Raw genomic sequence first — 19746 nt, forward strand, 5'->3', positions numbered from 1 at the left:
TAGCCGGTCGGGAGAATGCGACGCTCGCGGGGTCGGCCGAGGAGTACCTGCCGGGCAATCCAGCCGCGCAGTACCTCTACGCCTGCAAGGTGGCGCGCGACGGCGGAGGCGACCCCGCCGTCGTGGAAGTGCCCACGGGGCCCGGCGCCTACGGCATACCGTTGGACGCGCCGGCCTTCCTGGGTTTCCGCATCTATCTCGAGCGGGAGATGAAGACGGGGCCTTTCTGGTTCGAGCTGCTCTACGACCGCGCCATCAAGTTCAGCCCGCAGTTTGGAACAGGATGTCAGCCTCCAAGGCATGTAAATGCCGCCTGTGAAATTGGAGGTAGCTTTTGTTGACGTAACATATATTATCGGCGTAGCTTGCTTTGCTTAGATAACTATCACTCAACTATTTCAACCCGCTTCTCTTGAGTATTTCGTAGATCTCTTCGCGTGTGCCGGTGAGGACCACATATACTACTTTTTCCTCCGGCTTGAGCTTGTAGATAATGCGGTGTTCTCCACCGGGAGTGGTAATGGGTAAACTAAAGAGGCCCTCGTAACCCTTCAAGGGTTTTCCGCTGCGCGGTCTGCTTGAGAGCTTTTCAAAGGCCTTATCGTAGCAGTTAGCAATATCGAGACCGTAACGCGCGAGGGCTTTGGCGACACGCTGGGAGCCATGCACCTCCCACATGTGCTATTTTCCAGAGTCCTTGGGGTAGAGGCGCACCGACTTCTTATCTTCCCAATCCTGCTCCGCCTCCCTCACGATATCCTCTAGGTATATCTTGCGCAGGACGATCTCGTTCTCTCTTGCCTCCACGGTCATGCGGTCTCCTTCCTCAAAGCCCAACTGGGTACGGATCCTCTTGGGGATGACCACCTGACCTTTGCTGGACATCATAGTAAGCTCAATCTGGCGGGCCATCTTATCACCTCCTCCTAGTAAGATTGTAAGATTAGCTTACCTTTAGTACAATATCATGACTATATAGGAGGCACAAGACATCTCCGGGAATCTCCTATCCCCTCTCCCACCGTTGGCGCTGGAAAATGCCCGCTGCTATTCTCTCCTCTTCCTAGCCGATAGAAAGCGCCCTGGCTTTCCGCTGGATTGCTCCCCTTCCCCTTAAACGGCGCAAAGAGGCTTCACTTTGCGCCGCCCAGCTCCCCTATCGCGGAGTTAATAAGCTTCTCCCCTCTTCTCCCCACCCGGCAGGAAGTGCCCTAACTTTGTGCCGCCCAAACCCTTTACCCGGCCGGGATCGGCCCTCAGAAGGCTTCTCAGAGCGCCATATTTTTACCTTACCAGCGAAAGCGCCCCTCTCCCCCACCGGGGTATGTGTTTATGCAGGATATAGAAGTGCGCGTGCCCGCGGCAGTTTAGAAAAGAGGCGGTTCTCTGAACTTCGTAGCGACTAAGTTTGGCCTATATCCGGCGAGAGGGGAGCGTGCTCATTTCTCGGCATGTCCCTCTCTCAGATCCATTTCTGCATGGGCCGCTCGGGATCTTTGCCGGATACGTTGGCTTGCCCCATCGATGGCCTTTTCTCTTTTTCTCTAGAGGAAGGGTATGCAGGGGTCTTGCGGCTGCCGGATTTCGCTATCATGCCGGATTTCCTGGCCTTGCTCTTTCCCCTATTTGTCAGTTTAGAGATGAGATATACGGCGAGGAGGATGACGAGTATTACCCCGACTATTCCTCCTACAGCCTGTCCGAACTCATATGCGTCCACTTGTGTCCCCCTTTAATGGTCATGCCCTATTATTATGCCTTTATGCCATTTGCACGGAAATCGTCCCGCTTATGTGAATAGTGCCGCCTCTGCTGGAAAGCGACTTGCTCTAAGCGAGGTAACTCGAAAAGCACCGAGAGGTCGCCATCCAATATGTTTGTGGATTCAATGAAACCGAACCTCTCGAGATAATTCAGGTTCCTGAGCGGCTCGAGATTGTCTATCTCGCCACAGTTGTCGATATAAAGAAAGCGTAGCTTTGTTAGGTCTCGGACTTCTTCTATCGTCCCTATTGAACGACACGTTATGACCTCGAGCTCCTCCAGGTTAAAAAGCTCCTCAATACCCTTCAGGGACTCAAGCACACGTAGGTTTCCAAGCACCAGCTTCTTCAATCTGCTCAGTCTCTTCAGCCCCCATAGATTATGTATGGATGAATTCAAGATGGATAGTCTCTCGAGGTTAACTAGCTTCGAGAACTTATCCGTATCCTTACTCTTATAGCCATCGAGGTATAGCCTCTTTAGGGTAATACAATCGAAGAGCGAATCCGAATTGGCTTTCCACATCAGACCGCAATCCTCTAGTTGTGGGAATTGGGTGAAATCTATCTTCGTCTTGCTGATAGTGGTTAAAGTCATCATTTTAAGGTTATGGAGGAAGTGAATTGGCGAAATATCTTTAATACGAAAATCATGTATATCTAACATCTCTAAATCATAAATCTGAGAAAGGAATGATAGATTATCCCCCTTCCAGAAATGGAGCGATAGACCCTTAATATTATGCTCGTGAATATAGTCTGCCAGATCGTCTGTCCACTCCGATTTTAGGCATAACCACAAGCCGTAATCATTCTCCTCCAGTTCGAACCTTTCGTCCAAGACATACCTCCATGTCTGGATTCATTTCCACTTATAACTTTCCTTAGTATTTCTTATCCTTGATTTTAGTCATTGATCACTCTGGGGGTAAGAGCCCGGGCCTTCCTCCGCAAGGCCATCTTAGGTTGCCTGTGAAATCCGTTAGTTTTCCACCCTTGGGAACGATCTCTCTCAATCTCAAGTGCTCCGCTATCTCACGGGCTGTCTTTCCCCCTGTCACCTCAGTGACCTGGAGTGTTTCCAGGTTCTCGGCTGGCATCTTGCCACTTCTCAGATGTTCCTGCAGTCTGCGGGAATATCGCCGGACTGACCGACATAGGGCTTACCAGAGTTATCTATGAACTCATATATCCCCGCTGCCGGCGAAGCCGGGAGGGAGTAAGACGACCTGGAAGGGGGCCGAGGTGCCGCTTGCCCCCTCCAAGGAGGCGATGATCACGTCTGCGAGGTGGGGGGTGCGCACAACAACCTCGCAGGCGCAGGAGCCATATCGGAAATCCGGTGTCTCGACCGGATCCAAGCTGCCGGTGCTGTCAGCCAAGGAGGCCTTGCCGGAGAAGGAATGCACGGTCTTTCCGGATGAGTCCTTGGCTGTTACGGTCACTCGGAAGGGCACCCCGGCGGCCTGGGGGGAGCTGATGGCCTTGATCTCGAAATGGTCGGGGGGTTCGGGTGCCGCTTCCGGCTCGGACGCAGTTGGCTCAGCGGCCTGCGCAGCGGACGGACGCAGCACGGCCAGCAGCGGATACCAGCCGGATGCCAGAAGAAGTACGATTACCAGTGCGGATACGACTGCGATTATGCGCGATGCCCGATGTCTCTTCATGCTATCCCCCCATATGCCCGGAGCCGACAACTCGATCTCTGCGTAGATAGGGCGCATGAATCCCGCTGGGGTCGATCCCCCGTCCACTTCATATGGCCCGACCCTCCGCTATGTCCAGCGCGCGGGCAGCACGCAATATCGTGCGCGGAATCATTCGCGGGTGTTTTTTCGCCAGCCGGGTCGCCCTAACTGCGTCCAATTCTTATAGGGGAGCAAGCGGAATGTCAAGCAGTTAATGGTTATTTTTTACAGCTTTGGTCGTATTGCTTGGATCTGGCGGTCGTAACGGCGGCCTTGGCGGCCTTACCCCACGCCCTCATGGGGGATTCGCCGCTCTCCTGCCTGAAGTCGAAGGCAGGGCCGAAAGACCCGTTCTCCCGAGGGAAGGAACGGGCGGTGGTGATGGCGGTGTCGCAAAGCCGAGCGGGCATCTCCTTGCTCCCCGCTGCAAATGATTTAATATATATTATATTATGATATATCTTATGTTATAATATAAGTAATATGAAAGGCGCTGTGGGAGAAGGCGAAAAGACGCTCGGGGGGAAGGGCTCGCCCAAGATAAAGAAGCTACTTTACATGGACGAACACTTCGCCGACGCACTCGAGGTCACCGCGCACCTCGAGGGGGTATCGCAATCTGAGATCTTCAGGCGGGCCCTAGCCGCCTACTTCGCCGGCTACGACCGCACGAAAGTGAAGGCTTTCGCGCAGAAGGCCAAGGCCCTGGACAGGTTCAAATGAGCGCACTATGGGCAAAGTCACGGTTATTTAGGGAGATAACCCCGGGCGAAAAGACATAAAAGCCCAGGACAGCATGGCAAGTTACTTCCGATAACCCGATTTATTGGAAGTTGAGATTAGGTGGCTGGAGAATCTGGCCGAGATACAAATGTCTGACTTCATGATGGACACTTGTTTCGCTTTCTCGTCTCCTTGTCAGAGGTGGCCGGGGTTGTTTGGACAGAGCAGCGTTCTTCCAAGACCTCGTGATAGAATCTTGGGCAAGGCCAGTTTTTAAGGAGGTAAGTAGATGAAGATCCTGGTAGCCTATTTCAGTCAGACCGGCAAGACGAAGATGGTCGCCGACGCCATCTACGAGAGCATCGAGGGCGACAAGGAGCTCAAGGAGTTAGGCGAGGTGGAGAGCCTGGAGGGATACGACCTCTCCTTTATCGGTTTCCCCATCATCGCCTTTGGACCCTCCAAGGATGGCAAAGAGTTTCTGGAGCAGAAGGCCGCCGGCAGGAAGGTGGCGCTGTTCATCACCCACGCCGCGCCCGAGGACCAGGAGGGTATAGGCGAGTGGCTGGACAAGTGCAAGGAAGCCGCCGCGTCCGCCGAACTGGTGGGCTTCTTCGACTGCATGGGAGAGCTGTCCGAGGCCATCGCGGACTTCCTTATGAAGAACGACGATCCCATGATGCGTTCCTTCGGTGAGCGCCGTCCCGAGACCATCGGCCAGCCCGACGAGGCCCGCCTGCAGCGCGCCCGGGACTTCGCCAAGGAGATCGTGAGCAAGCTTTAAACAATCAGAGGACGCAACACATTGGGGTCAGAGCTCATTTGTTGCATCAATGCTGAACGCGGGTGCCTAGGGTCAGGTCTTGTTTCTTGCATGCGGCAATATCAGGTTGACTACAGATTGCCTGCTTATTAGGGGCGCAATTTAGCAATAATCCTCGAGATACCGGGGTATGCAAAAACAATACCTGACCCTATCAACGGGGGTAGCCGGTGGAGCAGGAGCCCGCGGTGCGGCCCGACCAGTACGTGGCGCGCTCGCAGCAGATGGGGTCGTCAGCGGTGACGCGCAGGGAGAACTCGCCCATGTAATAGTCCCCCACCGCCATAGTCGCGCGGGAATGCGCGGGGACCTCAATGGTGCCTATCTCTTGTTCTCCGCCAGCGGTCATGGCGTAAACGGTCGCCGTGGTGTCCGCATCACCGGGGTTGTAGAGCAGCAGCCAGGTCTCGAAACCGTAGGCCGTGCATCCCTCGGGAAGAAACCATTCGCCGGAAGCCTCGCTGAGGCCGTGGCACTCGTGTCCCGCCCTGCCTCCCGGGACCTCCCAGTACATGGAACGCGCGGCCACGATGGGGGATTCGGAGTCCACCTGCACGGAGACATCGCGCCCCGGCATGAGGTCGTTTAAGTTGAGCGTGGTCCTGCTCCGCCCTCTCAAGACCAACTCGAAGGGGGGTAGACTCTTCCCCTGTGAATCCACGCGCACCGTCACCTTCGCTTCGCCTGGCTGCGGGTTGAAAAGCAGCAGCCAGGTATTGAAGCCGGAGTGGGTGGCCCCCTCGGTGAGATACCATTTCTTGGCAGGCTGCTCCGCCCCCATGGAACAGGTGCCGGAGCGCCGCCCCGGCCCGTACATGGAGACCTCGGCCACCACGGGGCTCGACGCGTCGAGGAGGGTGGAGACATTGGCCGCGGAGACCCAGTCGTTCACCCTGATGTTGGCGCGTGAGAGGGCGGGTACCTCCACCGCTACCGACTGCTCTCCACCTGACTCAGTCAGGAAATCCGCGTTGACCGTGGTTGCCGCGTTTGCGGGATTGAGGATGGTTATCCAGGTCTCGAAGCCGAAGTCGGTGCACCCTTCCGCCATGTACCACTGCCGCGAGCCGGCCTCGCTGCCGGTGGCGGTATGGCCTTCCTGCCTGCCGTTCCAGTACATGGCCCTCTCAGCGAGGACCGGCTGGTCCGAGCCTACCCGTATGCCCGAGCTCTTGGCCCATATGGTATCGACGGCGTTCATGGTCATGCGCGCATGGGGCGGCACCGTCACCGCGTCGGCGTTGCGCGGGCCCTGCTCGGTATAGAAGGAAACGCTGACCTGCGCGGGGACATCATTGGGGTTCGCCACCAGCACGAAGGTCTCGAAACCGTAGCCGGTGCAGCCCTCGGCGAGGAAGTACTCGTAGGGGGTCACGGGAGGCACGTCGGGCGGGACGTCCTTGTAGACGTTGATCATGGCCTCGTCCATGGTCACCTGCTTGCCGCCGCCGGCCAGCACGTCGCGGCTGGAGGAGAGCATGGTGCGGAAGCCGGTGTCGTTGTCGGGATTATGGCGGGGGTCCCCCGATACCTGGTATAGCACGTGCTTGCCGCAGTAGTAGTCGAGGGCGATGGGGTCGCGGCTGGCCAGCAGGCGGTCCAGGCGCACCGCGCTCTCGTAGGGGGAATTGGGCCCGCCTGCCGGACAGACCCAGATGGCGTCGACGAGGTTGAGATCGGGGTAGCGTGCCGTGAGCATGAGCTTGGCCAGGATGCCCTCGTAGCGCATGGGCACGTGGGGCGGATCCTGGGTCCCCTTCCACAGGTCCTGCACCCCCATGAAGTGCTTGATGCAGCAGGTGACACCCGGGCCCCCGTGGTCCTTGAGCACCGGCATGTTTATGAACTTAACGCGTCCGTTGTCGTAGCCGGTTCCGGTCCACTGGCCATGGCGCAGAGAGATCCGCGTGCCGTAGACGGTGGTGAACTTGGGATAACCCAACTGGATCTCGGGGACGTAACAGTAGCCGTCCTGCATGTCGCCGGAGCCGAACTCGCTCACCGAGAGGGTCTGGATGGCGGTCCAGTCGTAAACCGATACGCGATGTCCGGCGGCGGCGAACATGAGGGCCACGTCGTTGAAGGACTGGCCGCGGTCCTCGGCGTTGCAATTGGAAGGGTTCTGGTTGTCCGGGCGGTTATCCATGTAGGAGTCCCACTGCCCGTTCTCCACGATGACAACCTCGCCGGTGAAACCGTCCGGATGGTTGACGATAGCGTTTATCACTCCTTTGACCGCGTCGGTGTTGGTGCCGCCGCGGTATTGCCACTCGCCGTTCACTTTGATGAGCACGATGTCGTTAGAACCGACGATGCCTTGCGGTCCCGTGGATTCCCGGCCATCGGCGCCGAGGTAGAAATCCAGGCCGTTTGCGTCCATGACGTCGAGGAGCATGCCCACCCCTCGCGAGGAATCGGGCGGGATGTTTTCGGCCACGAAGATGTCCGATGCGCCCGGCGAAGACGAGCGCAGCTCCGGCAGGATCAGCGCCGCGGCGGCGGCACGCATCTCGGGAGTAAGGCCGGGGCCGCTCAATCCGCCGAACAGGGAGAAGGCTAGCAGGCCGGCCAGGACCAGGATCGCCGTTACCTCTGCCGCGCGCTTCAGGCGGGATGGCTTGGGCATCTCTACCCCGAGCGCTTTGGCGTGGGCAAATCGGCCTGCGCGCACCGCCACGGGCATAACGGCGCCGCCAAAGAGCACGGTGGTGTTGAGCAGGGCCGCCTGCTGGCAGGGGTAGCTGATGCGGGACGGTTTGCGTCCGGAGCGCACGAGCAGCCACACCAGCGAGACGATGCCCACAACGTAGACGTTACAGAGCAGGATGGCTTTCAGCCTGCCGCGGAACCCGGGGAAGCGCTTCCGCGCCGGCTGGGCCTCGGGATAGGATCGCTCGCTTTCCTGCCCCTCGATCTCCTGGTCAACCATGCGCATCTGGGTCTCCCCTTCCTGCGATCCATGAATCCTTCATCGCAAAACGCTTCTAATTATTATCGGCCGCTCCACACGGCGGGTAAGGGTAAACCGTCATTGACTGAACGTAAGTAGAAGTATCCACGTTTCGCCTTGCGTCGCGGGGATGATAAGCTCTTTGCGGGATGGTAACTATCGGAATAGTCCAACCTGCCTCGTCCGGCTCGACTCGGCGGCGAGGCGCCCGGCCGGTCATTGTGGAGAAGGAGGAACGCATGGAAAACCAGGACATACTAGTGGACCGGGACGGCTACGTGGCCATCCTGACCCTCAACCGGCCCGATCACCTCAACGCCTTGACCCTGAGTATGCAGGACGAGTTGCTGGCCGCCCTCAAGGAAGTGGACAGCGACCCTGAGGTGCGGGCCATCATCGTCACCGGAGCTGGACGCGCCTTCTGCGCCGGTATCGACATGTCCAGCGGCGCGACGGCCGCCGAGGACACGGTCCCGCAGGACCTGCTGGAGGAGAAGACCAGCACGGTCAAGTTCCTCTTCTCCTTGAGCAAGCCGGTCATCGTGGCCTACAACGGCGCGGCGGTGGGGGTCGGGATGACCATGACCCTGCCCTTCGACATCCGCATAGCGGCGGAGAGCGCCAAGCTGAGCCTGGCCTTCGTGCGCCGTGGGCTCCTCCCCGAACTGGCCTGCCCCTGGTTGCTCCCCCGCATCATCGGCATCAGCCGCGCGGCCGAGTTCATGTACACCGGCCGTGCGCTCACCGCACAGGAAGCCCTGGAGTTCGGGCTGGTGAGCCGCGTGGTCCCCGACGATGAACTGATGCCGACGGCGCTGGAGCTGGCGCGAGAGATCGCCGAGAACTGCTCGCCGGTGAGCGTCGCCCTGACAAAGAAGATGCTCTACGACTTCCTCGCCGAGAGCGACGTCGAGAAAGCCGAGAAGCTGAATCACCGCTACCTGGACTGGGTCATGACCCAGCCGGACGTGGTAGAGGGGATCATGTCCTTCATGCAGAAGCGCAAGCCGGAGTGGACGGGGAAGGTCCCAGGCGACATCCCCGACTTCGACGCTTGAACAACTCAACAAATTGGGGTCAGAGCTCAAAAGTTGAATTTTCAATAAATGAGCCGTGACCCCAAAAAGTGCCTTTCTCTCAACCTCATTGCGTGGAGTCCGCGATGAGGCAACCTCAACGCACCCGAAACGACGTAAGCGCGTGCAAGGATAATATTCGGGTCTGCCCTCTTCGCGATTTCCAGGTTTGACCCCCCGGCTCAGGCGCTGGCCGATTTCCGGGCATGACCCCCAGGCCGGGTTTAGGGGCGGTAACGGATGGTGAGCCGCCGGGTGATGATGTTGGCGGGCATGGCGGCGTCGCGGAACTGCACGAAGACCCGGCGCACCCCGGCGGGGCCGTCCGCGAGCCCCCAGGGCACGGTTATGGCCTCTCCGTCCGTGCAGGGCAGCCACGGCACGACGGAAAAATCCCGGGTCGCGCTGACACGGAACGACATGAGGCCGGCGCCGTCGTCGTGGGCACGCAGCGACAAGGTCACGTCCAGGCTGTTTGTAACGGCGGCTCCCCCGTTTATCACCGCCTCGTCGATGACCGGCTTCACCATATCGCTCCCGGCGGCATAGACCCTCACCGGCAGCGTGGTCCCTCCGGCAACGTCCGCTAGCACCACCACCATGCGCTCGCCCGAATCGGCGTCGTACTGCTCCAGGATGGTGCCGTTTTGCACCGCATAGTACTGCCTGCCGCTCAGCTTGCGCATGGGAAACTCGATGCGGCAGTCCTCCAGGCCGAGCACGGCACCCGGCTGGCTCAGGGTATTCTTCACCTTGCAGGTGACGTCGGTATAGGGACCGCTCTCGTTCAGGGGCAGTGCCTCGCTGAAACTACCCTCTCCATCCACGATGGGCGGGCGCTGATAGGCCTCGCTGTCGGAGCCGTCCTGCTCCATCCACTGTATCACCGGCCGCCCGGTGCGGTACTTCATATAGTCGTTCACCTCTCCCGCGCCCACCAGCAGCCCCTCCCACCCCGGGATGGAGTGCTTGCACTCCGGGTCGCCTTCCGCACCGGGGAAGCCCCAGCCGGTAAGCGCCCCGCCGGCAGCGGTGATGAGGCGGTATCCGCCGTATTCCGCCGAGGCCCGGCTCATGAGGATGGCCTTGCCGTCAACGGGCGGCTCCGCGCCGATGGTGTTGATGGATACCACTTGCCCCGGCGAGTCTCCGTACGGCGCCCAGTCCACGCAGTTGATGGCGTCCGAGTGGGTATGTCCGGAGGCCACGAAATCCACCTCGTGCTCGCGCAGCAGATACATGAGGGCCTGGGACCCCTCTCCCTCCCCCGCCGGCATGGGCAGGAGACCGAACTGCTCGGCGTTGGCGAAGGTCTCGGGTGGCGAGCCCGTTGGCAGCAGGGGGTCGTGGTGGATGAACGCCCCTTTGAGCTCCCTGCCCTCCGACTCCGCCTGCTGCAGTTCACCCTTGATCCAGGCCAGCTGGCCCGTAAAGCCGTCGCCTCCGGGGTCCGGCCCCCAGGGCCAGGGCTGCCACTCCCAGGTGTCGCCGCCCCCCCGCACCTGGCCGTGCCATTTGTGGGGGAAGACGACCTTGAGGGGCACGAAGAGGCCGGTGAGGTCGACCAGGAAACCGTTGCGGTCATCGTAGTCTTTGGCGATCTCGGGGTAAAGCCCGGTGGCCAGGCCCCAGAAGACGGCGTTGACGTCCTCGGGCACGAAGGGCTCCGGGCCGTCCGCGTCCACCTTGTCCCAGTCCATGCTGTTGATGGCGAGGAAGGTGGCGTCGCCGTAGTCCCACGAATAGTAGAGGGGGCCGAAGAGGTCCTGCCATATCTCCTGGCCGTCGTCGTGGGCCAGGGCGTGGCCGTCCCAGCAATAGCTGTCGTGGTTTCCGGGCACGCAGAAGATGGGCACGTTCAGGGCCAGCAGCTCATCGTACCACCAGGTATACTCGAAGCGGTACTCGCTGCCCAGCTCGCCGTTTACGTCCCCCCACAGCCAGGTGTCCTTGGGGTAGGTGCTGAAGTTCTTCTGTGCGAATACCGAGTCGCCGGTGAAGACCACGAAGTCCGGGTTCATGAGGTTGATGGCCTGCAGCTCCTCCTGCAGGTAGATAGCGCCCTCGTTGCTCACGCCGTCGCCGTCCTTGTCCATGGGGAACCCGGGGTACCCTGCGAAGGAGAGGTCGATGCGTGCGGGGGTGCCGGGACGCGGCTCGCGCAGCTCGAAGGAGTTGTAGTCGAGGTTCAGGCCGTTTCGGGTCTCGGGACCGTAGACGTGGGTGTCGGTGATCTGGACTATCCTCAGCTCATCGTCGAACCCCTGCACCACCTGCAGGGCGTGGGGCTGCGAGTCCTCCACGCGGAACTCGGGTGCGGCCTCCGCCGCGACACAGCGCACGTGCAGGTCGTAGAGGTCCAGGGGGACGCCGGCGGGGACCTCCACCGTGATGTGGTCCACCTCGAAACCAGCCTGCCCGAAGACCTCCGGCCAGCGCAGGCTGGGGCCACGGGTTACGGACTTGACCGCGAGGGAGCGGGTATTTACCACGCTGTGCACCGGGTGGGCATAGGTCCCATAAGAGGGGCCGCCGTAGCGGTACCAGGACGCCGGCGGGTCCTCGGGCGTGCCGGGCAAGGAGCTGTCGTAGTTGCCCACGTTGGCCGCCACGGAGGTGGTCACCCACACCTCCCAGTCGGCGGCCCCGTCCACCTGCGCGAGGGACGGGCGCGCGGTCTCCAGCGCCCCCTTGCGCCAGTCCCACTCGATGGTCAACTCGCCGCCCCGCGCAACGATGGACGGGTTGCCGAAAGTGGGGTAGATGAGCTGGTTTATCCGCTTCCCAACCTCCGGCAGCGACCCCGCCGCCCCCACTGCCTGCGCCTGCGCCAGCGAAGCGGACGCGGCGGGCAGGCCGCCCAGCACCATGAAAAGCATGCAGGCGACCGTGAACAACAGCCTGGAAACGCGAAACGAAGATCCTGCGGCAAGCCTTGAGCCCGCCCTTCCCCCAGAGCGCATCCCCCATCACTCCTTTGTTTTGTCGGCGCATCCCTCAACCGTATCCTGATTATATCAAGATTATGGGTTACCGAGATCAAAGCGTGTAATATCAAGGCAAGAGCACGGCTGCGGTGCGGGCGGAGCAAAGGGGCGGAAGATGGCTACCTATGTCCTGGTACATGGCGGCAAGGAGAACGGCATCGTATGGGAATATTGCGGGATAGCTTCCGACCACAAGGTCATGGTCTCGCATCCCGCCGAACTGGCGGAGATACTCCTGCACATGCAGGGACGGGAAGGCTGACGGCCCCGGAAAACGGGAGTGCGCCTGGGGGGTGATTAGGATGGACTACAATGGTGCCGCCGATTTATTGCGCCGACGGCTGCCGCGGCTGGCCGCGGCCTTCGGGCTGACACTGGCCCTGTTTCTGCCCCTGGTATGGGCCGGCGGTTGTGGCGGGAAAAAGGAACCGGAGCCGGGCGAGACCGTCCAGGCAGAGGAGGGCGAGGAGGAGGCATTCGCCTACACCAACTACTGGTCGCATACCGAGCTGCCCGAGATGAGCAATGAAGAGCGCAGGGCGCTGGCCGAGAGCAACCAGAACCGGGGTGAGGAGTTCGTGCAGGAGATCGACGCACAAGCCCAGGCGCTCTCGGACGGACTGGAGGACTACATACGCCGCTGGCTGCGCGGCGAGGTCCCGGCCGAGCTGCCCGAGGGCCTCCTCCCCCCATATATCGACACCGTCAAGACCGCGGACTGGACCCTGCAGCGTCCCGAGGAGGTCGACCCGCGGCGGCAGTGGCTCATTATCCCGGCGCACGCCATAGACCCCGACTTCCAGAAGTGCTACATGCTCGGCACCGACGCGAACGTGACCTACGGGAAACTCATCTTCGTGGCGCCCATCGCTTCCAGGCTGTTGGTAGAGGGCGACTTCCCCCACGCGCGCTACTTCGAGTACGAGATACTCCCGCCCCTGGACCCCGAACACCCGGCCTCGGGGACCATGGGCGAGACGCCGGAGGTACCCATGGTCGACGCGGACATCGAGCCGGACGCGGGCAGCACCAACCCCTTCCGGGTCGGGGCCGACCGCAACGCCGCCGCCCGCCACTACCACATCTTTTTCGACCTGCGGCTGGGCAACGCCGTCGCCCTCAACCCCCAGGCCATGAAGTCCCCCGAGTACCGCGCACCGGGAAACAGCCGCACCGGTGGCCCCTTCGGTTTCGCCGGCGCCTGGGGGGACAACGTCTTCACCCCCTCCATCCTGTGGATGCGTATCTACGCCCCCGACAGACCCGTTGACGTCCTCGGCGGCGTGTCACTTCCCAGGGCGATGCTGCAACTCGACACCGGGGAGCAGTTCTGGCTGCAATGCGACTTCTCCGTGGCCTCCGAGCGGGAGAACACCCGGGTCCCGGCGGGCTACGAGGCCCCCCGGGAGCCCTTCCCGGCCATCGGTCCTCAACTGGGGTGGCACAAGATCTTCGGCCTGGCCCTCATCCGCGCGGAGACCCTCGGCTACCTGGAATCACGCCCCTACGGCAAACAGCTTTCCCCCGAGATGGTGAGGGAGAAGATACGCGACGACTTCCTCCTCCTCTTCAACCGCGGCGAGGACGCCGAGCCACCCGGCGACTACGAGGGTTCCTCCACCGCCTGCAAGAACAACGTTTTTCTCACCCGCATGATGCAGCTGGGCCCCGGCAAGGTCTACGCCATCACCGGCAGGATGCCCACATATCCCCATACCAGGGACGGGGAGGCGGTGATGAGCGGGGGCGAGGTGCGTTACTGGTCCATCGGCCAGTACGGCAAAGGCGAGGACGACAGGTACGAGACCGCCGTCAACTACGGCCTGCTCATGGACGACGAGGTGGCGCTCAACGCGGACAACGAATATATCATCGTGTACTCAACGGCGGAGGACCGCCCGGCCAACGCGACCCCGGAAAACGGGGTCACCTGGGCCGACTGGGGACCGCGCTCGCGCCAGACCGTCACCATCCGCTGGATGAGCGTCATGCCCGAGTGGCACCTGCCGCAGTACGCGCCGGACGCCTACAACCTGCCGTGGGCGACGGCCGCCTGGTCGGGCACCCGCTTCGACGCGAGCCTGGTCGGCCTGAACCAACCCGGGGTAATGGGACCTTATCACCCCGTCATCCATTACATGACGGCGGAGGAGTTCGAGGCCCTCGGCGACCTGCCGTTGAGCGCCGAGGACCTCCCGGCCTGGAGGTAGCGGGAGCCGGGTGTGAGGCCGTCAGGCCTCGGGGGGCTTCTCCGGCCAACGCGCGTAGGAATCCTTCTTCGCCTCCGCCAGTTCCTCCATAGCCGTGAAGTCGAGCAGGTACTCGATCATGCCCAGGTACTTGCCCTCCTTGTTGCGCACGGCCAGGAAACGGTTGAGGATCTTGCGGTCGAGCCCCATCAACCAGAACTCGTCCTCGTCCCTGGCGCCGCTCTTGAAGTCGGAGACCATCTGCTCGAGCCGCGGCAGGCTGGACTCCTTGTGGCATCCCCGGATGTCCTTGCCGTACAGGTCCGAGGGCGCGCCGCCGGCGCTGCGCTCGGCGTCCCGGTTACGGTAGATGAGACGTTCGTTCTCGTCCACGAAGATGAAGTTCATGGGCAAGGAATCGAGGATGCCCTCCAGTTGCTCGCTCGTCAGATTCTCGATCACGCTTCCTCCTCTCGCCGGATAGTCGCCTCATCCGATTATAGACCGAGGTGATGACCGGGAAGAGGTCTGGGCAGGTCTAGAAGACACCGAACGGAAAGGGAGCCTGGTCTTGCCGGGCTCCCCACGTATCTTAACGCCGCCTGCGATCGCGGGCGGTACTACCGTCCCGCTGTGCCTACTTCACGGTGAAGCTCATGCCGTTGGAGAGGCCTCCCTTGGTGGTCACCTTGACCAGGACGGTTGCCGCGGCCATGGGTGGCACCTTGACCTTGATCTCCGTGGCCGACCAGGAGACGTAACTGGTGACTCTGGTGCCCCCGAACTTCACGTAGGAGGTGCCGCGGCTGGGTCCGAATCCGGTGCCCTTGATGGTCACCACCGTCCCCGGCGTCCCCGAGAGGGGGGCTAACCTGGAAATGCGCGGCTTGACGCTGAAGGGCACCATGTTTGATTTGCCGAGGGCGGTGGTCACGGAGACGTTGACGATGTTAGCCACCCCCGCCGGCACCTTGCACTTGATCACGGTGTCGGACCACAGCGTGTAGTTGGTGGCCTGGGTGGCTCCGAAAGATACGGATGAGGCGCCCTTTATCGCCCCGAAGCTCTTGCCGCTTATGGTTATCACCGTCCCTATAACCGCGGCGGTGGGGCTGAGCGAGTTGATCTTCGGCAGCGGCGGCACGCTGTTTAGGGTGTTGTAAGCGTTTATCCTGCCGTGGCCGAAGTAGCTGTCCCACCCCGCACTGCCCTTATCGTCGGCACCAGCCTGGATAGCCTGCTGCACCTGCGCCCGCGTGTACTTGGGGTTCCTGGACAACACGAGGGCACCCAGACCCGCCGCCATGGGAGTGGCCATGGAGGTGCCGGAGCAGTATGCGTAGTCCTTGGGATCGCCGTAGTAACTGTTGAACATCACGTCGTAGGTGGGCAGGGTGGAGTAGATGTCCACCCCCGGGGCGGAGACGTCCACGCTGGAATTAAAGGTGGAGAAGTCCGCGATGGCGTCGTTGAAATCGGTGGCTCCCACCCCGATGACGTTGTTATACCCCGCCGGGTACTGCATGGTGGAATCGCCGGAGTTGCCGGCCGCGGCGAAGAGGGCCACCCCTTTGCCGTAAGCATAGTCGACGGCGTTCTGGGTGGCGGTGGAATAGCCGGTCCCGCCGAAGCTCATGCTGATGATGTCGGCGCCGTTGTCGGCCGCGTAATAGATGGCAGCGATGATGTCCGAGTCGTACAGCGAGCCGGCGCAGTCCGCCGCCTTGAGGGGCATGATAGTCGCCCCCCGCGAGGCGCCGATTACACCCACGCCGTTCTTCTCTGCCGCCACGATACCCGCGCAGTGGGTGCCGTGGCCGTTGTCGTCCCGAGGCATGCCGTTGGGGTTGGTGATGAAGACCAGGTCGTCCCCGGGGTAGTTGACCCAGGTGGAGCCGGTCCACTGATATTCGCTGCCTGCGGCGTAGAAGTCGCCGGCGGGATAGCTGTTATAAAGATAGTAGTAGTTCGACGAGTTGAGCTGACTGGTGCGGAAGACGAGGTAGTAGGTGGTCCCGTCGTTCAGCTTCACCGCCGAGGAGAGCGCCTTGTAGTAATAGGCCGGAGTCGTTATCTCCCCAGGCGTGAAGTTGAAGGAAGCAAGGTCTGACCCATCCAGGGAGGTCCTCACCGATACGGTGATGCTCTGGGTGGGCGAGCCGACCTTGGCGAGGCCGACCCCGACGTGGGTCAGGTACTGCCCCGTCCCCACGATGGACTGTGCGAGACGCTGGCAATTGGTGGCGGAACCGAGGAACCAGACATAAGCAGGATCGTTGGTATAGGGCTGCGAGATGCCGGCCCAGTTGTATCCCGTCGCATCGTCCACGTAGCCGTTGCCGTCGTCATCCACCTGGTTGGCGGGCACCTCATCGGTGTTCTTCCACACCTGGCCGTCCAGGTCCGGGTGAGTATCGTCGATGCCGGTATCGATTATGGCCACCGTCACCGGGTTGGTATTGCCCCTCTCGAGGTCCCAGGCCTCGGTGGCATCGATATCGGCGTCCACCGTGCCGTATCCCCCATCGATCTCCTGTCCGGTGTTTTTGAACCCCCACTGCCTGGAGAAATCCGGCTCCGTGGGCGTATCGTCCGCCTTGCGCATGTAGTTCGGCTCGGCATAAGCGATGTTGGGCAGCGAGCGCAACGCCGCCAGCGCCTGTTCCATGGATGCCTCCGGCTTGAGGTCGAGGACGTAGGCCATGGTGCCCGCGGCCGAGGTTATCTCGTCCGCAACGGACTCGAACAGACCCAGTGCGGAGGTGATATCCGCCATAGCTTGCGCGCTCAGGGAAGTCCGCAGCCCCACGAGGACCTGCGGAGCCCTGGCTGGCGCCAGCTCTCCGACCTCCGCGCCGGCAAGCCGGCGCGGGCCCGCCTCGGATTGCGCCGGCTCCTCGGGAGAGGCCTGGACGCTCAGGCTGCATGCAGCAATGAACAGCAGAGCACAGAGAAACACCGGTAGAAGCTTCGTTGTCTTGTTCCTATGGCAAGCAAGCATCTTCTCTCCCAATCGCTTCCCCCGTTGAGAGCTGGTCTCCGGCTACCCTTTTCGTATCAACACTACACGGAGAGAGACAGACATCCTGCTGAGGATCGGCCCTGATCTCACTCCCAGTATCAAGGCGACCCGGCGCCCTTTCCGCCCTGGCCTGATGGCCCCTGCTCCCCCTTCATGCCTGTATGGATTATAACATAATCAGGCCCCGCGGTTTCGCTACTGGCAGGTTCTGGTAGCCTGCACACAACCCTCCATATCAAAGGTCAGACATGATCGACCTCGACTATAAAGTGGACGAGCTTGCGGCCCATACGGTTCGTGCCACGCGAGGGGTGGGGTAGCGCATGCTGTCATGCCATTGCTTTAAATGTCGGCATCTGCTATGCTCTGCAAGCATACGGTTTTTTCTAGGTAGGTTTGTGACTTGTCCCGAGGAGACAGTAGCCTCGGGATTTTTTTAAGCAGTAAAGGAGGTGAAGAGAGAATGAAAATATACGCAGGAAATTTGAGTTATTCAACTAGTTCCGAGGACCTGTGGAAAACCTTCGAGGAATTCGGCAACGTGGAGTCGGCCGACGTGATCATGGATCGCAATACCAACAGGTCCAAGGGCTTTGGTTTTGTGGAGATGAGCGATGATACGGAAGCAAGGGCCGCCATCAGCGCGCTGAACGGCAAGGACGTGGACGGACGCGCCCTCAACGTAAGTGAAGCCAGGCCTCGGACCGAGTCGCGGGTTTCCAACCGCTACTAGGATTTCCATTCCTGAAGAACGGCCCGGAGGTCCCCAAGGGGCCTCCGGGTTCATCCTATGACCGCTTTAAACATGCACATCGGCCGCCCTTGCTCAACCTGGTGAACCTGTCCGCGTACCGGCGACCACGGGCAAGTCACCGGCCGCATTTATAATTACCACCATGGAATCACGTGACGATCGCATAGGGAGCGTCGTATTCTGCGCGGTGGACGTGGAGACCTCGGGGCTGTACATGGGCAGCAGGCTGGTCGAGCTGGGTGCCGTGAGGTTCTCCCTGGCGGGGCCCATCGACGAATACCACACCCTGGTCGATCCCATGGAGCCCATCCAGCCTGCGGCCACGGACATCCACGGCATCAGCGACGACATGGTGTGCGGCTCTCCCCACCCGGCCGAAGTGGTGAGCGGCTTCGGCGACTACCTGGGGGAAGCCGTCTTTATCGCCCACAACGCCCGCTTCGACGTGCGCGTCATAGGCCTGGAGCTGGCCCGCGCCGGCCTGGAGCCCCCCGCGAACCACGTGGTGGACACGGTGGTGCTGGCGCGCCGGGCCTTCCCCGGGCTGCCCAACTACCGCCTGGGGACCGTCGCCGCCTACCTGGGGATCGACCAGGTGACCTGCCACCGCGGGCTTCCCGACGCCGTCGCGGCCATGGAGATCTTCCGCCGCGGCCTCGCGGGGGCGGAAGGATCCCTGCGCGTGGAGGGGGTCCCCGGATACCTGGGCCCCTTCTCGGACCTCGCGCCCAGGATGGAGGTTGAGCTCAGCGGCGCCGCTGCCGACCTCCTGATGCTGGCGGAGAAGAGGGTGGTGGTGGAGATAATATACGAGGGGGGCAGCACGCCGGGCCTGCCCCGCATGATCACTCCCCTCCAGGTCTTCGGGGACGGGACGTGCGAGTACTTCCGCGCCTACTGCCACCGTTCGGGCATGGTCAAGACCTTCCGCCTCGACCGCATCATCGAGCTGCGCCTGCCCTGACCGGACCGTGTAATCGACCTGGGCCTGACCTGATCCCCGAACCTGACCACAGCCGAGGGACTTTGGTGGAGGAGGGCAAAGGACCGGCCAGAGATGTCTACCGCCTGACCGAGAAAGGCTGGCAGGACCTGGGATATTGGTCGGAGGGGCTGAAGACCCTGAACGGTTTCATCTACGAATTCCAGAACCGGTACGAGGAGGCGGCAATGGGCCACGGGAAGAGTGGCTAGGGGGAGATGCATGTTAGACCGCCATCGCACGAGAATACACGGCAGGCGATGACACCTATTGAGAGCGACCCCGTCAAGGGGTAAAGTCTCCCCATGGCCTTACTCTTTCCGAAAAGGCCTGACGCTCTGCTGTTGTCAAAAGCAGATAATATTTATGACCCTGAAAGGTATATCTGACTTTGCTTTCCGAATACGGTTTACAGGATCCACCTGTACCAGACACCTATCGGGGCTTTTAGCCCGGGCGCTGCCCGGGGGAGGACTCCCCTTAATCGTCGGGCGAGCGCATGCCACAGAAAGTTATCGGTTACCCTGCCGGCCTCATGCACGATATACAAGCGAGGTCAAGGCGCCTTCAGTCATAAATGGAGCTACCGGCCGGGGCAGATAGACCTGTCAAGGTTCACATCTATATAGGAAGCGGGGCGGGGCCGTCAATCACGAACTAGCGAGTTCTCCTCAGTCAAATGCCCGGCGTGTCCCCGTCCCGCCACGATCCCGATCATCTCCTTTTTGAATACCTCCCCATCTCTCAATATCTTGTAGGCGGCCAGGCAGAGCTTATGGGCCAGGATGC

At 61.2% G+C, this 19746-nt stretch carries 18 protein-coding genes; 9 read left to right on the forward strand and 9 right to left on the reverse strand.

All coding sequences use genetic code 11. From position 1 onward, the window contains the following. Window positions 1-341 (forward strand): hypothetical protein (locus AB1384_14230; GenBank protein ID MEW6555430.1); only part of this gene is annotated, 341 nt, incomplete at its 5' end. 52 nt (window positions 342-393) lie between these two features. Here the strand turns inward: AB1384_14230 and AB1384_14235 are convergent. From AB1384_14235 to AB1384_14255, 5 genes are all read right to left on the reverse strand, one after another. Then, window positions 394-678: a type II toxin-antitoxin system RelE/ParE family toxin gene (locus AB1384_14235; GenBank protein ID MEW6555431.1), complete on the reverse strand. Its 285-nt coding sequence runs from the start codon at window positions 676-678 to the stop codon at window positions 394-396. A 3-nt stretch (window positions 679-681) separates the two neighbouring features. Further along, on the reverse strand, window positions 682-912 hold the full coding sequence (locus tag AB1384_14240; GenBank protein MEW6555432.1) for an AbrB/MazE/SpoVT family DNA-binding domain-containing protein: 231 nt from the start codon (window positions 910-912) through the stop codon (window positions 682-684). 550 nt (window positions 913-1462) lie between these two features. Further along, on the reverse strand, window positions 1463-1720 hold the full coding sequence (locus AB1384_14245) for a hypothetical protein (GenBank protein ID MEW6555433.1): 258 nt from the start codon (window positions 1718-1720) through the stop codon (window positions 1463-1465). 32 nt (window positions 1721-1752) lie between these two features. Then, the gene (locus AB1384_14250; GenBank protein MEW6555434.1) at window positions 1753-2604 is read right to left on the reverse strand and encodes a hypothetical protein; all 852 of its coding nucleotides are present in this window, start codon (window positions 2602-2604) and stop codon (window positions 1753-1755) included. Between the two features lie 343 nt (window positions 2605-2947). Beyond that, window positions 2948-3430 (reverse strand): hypothetical protein, encoded by a 483-nt coding sequence (locus AB1384_14255; protein ID MEW6555435.1) that lies wholly within the window; start codon window positions 3428-3430, stop codon window positions 2948-2950. Between the two features lie 579 nt (window positions 3431-4009). On the opposite strand from AB1384_14255, the gene AB1384_14260 reads away from it, so the two are divergent. Together AB1384_14260 and AB1384_14265 are read left to right on the forward strand one after the other, a co-directional pair. Further along, complete coding sequence (locus tag AB1384_14260; protein ID MEW6555436.1) at window positions 4010-4174, forward strand: ribbon-helix-helix protein, CopG family; 165 nt, start codon at window positions 4010-4012, stop codon at window positions 4172-4174. Between the two features lie 289 nt (window positions 4175-4463). Continuing rightward, entirely contained in the window at window positions 4464-4958 is a 495-nt protein-coding gene (locus AB1384_14265) for a flavodoxin family protein (GenBank protein ID MEW6555437.1), read from the forward strand. Between the two features lie 193 nt (window positions 4959-5151). Here AB1384_14265 and AB1384_14270 read toward each other — a convergent pair whose 3' ends face one another. Beyond that, window positions 5152-7932 (reverse strand): DUF5719 family protein, encoded by a 2781-nt coding sequence (locus AB1384_14270; GenBank protein ID MEW6555438.1) that lies wholly within the window; start codon window positions 7930-7932, stop codon window positions 5152-5154. A 254-nt stretch (window positions 7933-8186) separates the two neighbouring features. Here AB1384_14270 and AB1384_14275 point away from each other — a divergent pair, with 254 nt between their 5' ends. Continuing rightward, complete coding sequence (locus tag AB1384_14275; GenBank protein MEW6555439.1) at window positions 8187-9005, forward strand: enoyl-CoA hydratase-related protein; 819 nt, start codon at window positions 8187-8189, stop codon at window positions 9003-9005. 242 nt (window positions 9006-9247) lie between these two features. Here the strand turns inward: AB1384_14275 and AB1384_14280 are convergent, their stop codons facing one another. Then, window positions 9248-11902: a metallophosphoesterase gene (locus AB1384_14280; GenBank protein MEW6555440.1), complete on the reverse strand. Its 2655-nt coding sequence runs from the start codon at window positions 11900-11902 to the stop codon at window positions 9248-9250. 223 nt (window positions 11903-12125) lie between these two features. On the opposite strand from AB1384_14280, the gene AB1384_14285 reads away from it, so the two are divergent. Together AB1384_14285 and AB1384_14290 are read left to right on the forward strand one after the other, a co-directional pair. After that, the gene (locus AB1384_14285; protein MEW6555441.1) at window positions 12126-12272 is read left to right on the forward strand and encodes a hypothetical protein; all 147 of its coding nucleotides are present in this window, start codon (window positions 12126-12128) and stop codon (window positions 12270-12272) included. 40 nt (window positions 12273-12312) lie between these two features. Further along, window positions 12313-14220, forward strand: a complete 1908-nt coding sequence (locus AB1384_14290; protein ID MEW6555442.1) for a hypothetical protein — start codon at window positions 12313-12315, stop codon at window positions 14218-14220. 21 nt (window positions 14221-14241) lie between these two features. On the opposite strand, the gene AB1384_14295 is transcribed toward AB1384_14290, so the two are convergent. Continuing rightward, window positions 14242-14661, reverse strand: a complete 420-nt coding sequence (locus tag AB1384_14295; protein ID MEW6555443.1) for a PAS domain-containing protein — start codon at window positions 14659-14661, stop codon at window positions 14242-14244. 175 nt (window positions 14662-14836) lie between these two features. Next, a complete protein-coding gene (locus AB1384_14300) occupies window positions 14837-17158 on the reverse strand; it encodes a S8 family serine peptidase (GenBank protein MEW6555444.1) in 2322 nt (773 codons plus the stop codon). A gap of 526 nt (window positions 17159-17684) precedes the next feature. On the opposite strand from AB1384_14300, the gene AB1384_14305 reads away from it, so the two are divergent. The 3 genes from AB1384_14305 (at window position 17685) to AB1384_14315 (ending at window position 19169) form a co-directional block, all read left to right on the forward strand. Beyond that, window positions 17685-17954, forward strand: coding sequence for an RNA-binding protein (locus AB1384_14305; protein MEW6555445.1), 270 nt, complete (start codon window positions 17685-17687; stop codon window positions 17952-17954). A gap of 163 nt (window positions 17955-18117) precedes the next feature. Continuing rightward, complete coding sequence (locus AB1384_14310) at window positions 18118-18939, forward strand: exonuclease domain-containing protein (protein ID MEW6555446.1); 822 nt, start codon at window positions 18118-18120, stop codon at window positions 18937-18939. Window positions 18940-19004: 65 nt separating this feature from the next. After that, a complete protein-coding gene (locus AB1384_14315) occupies window positions 19005-19169 on the forward strand; it encodes a hypothetical protein (GenBank protein ID MEW6555447.1) in 165 nt (54 codons plus the stop codon). Window positions 19170-19746 lie beyond the last annotated feature (577 nt).

The organism is Actinomycetota bacterium (genome assembly GCA_040757835.1).
Lineage (GTDB): Bacteria > Actinomycetota > Geothermincolia > Geothermincolales > RBG-13-55-18 > SURF-21.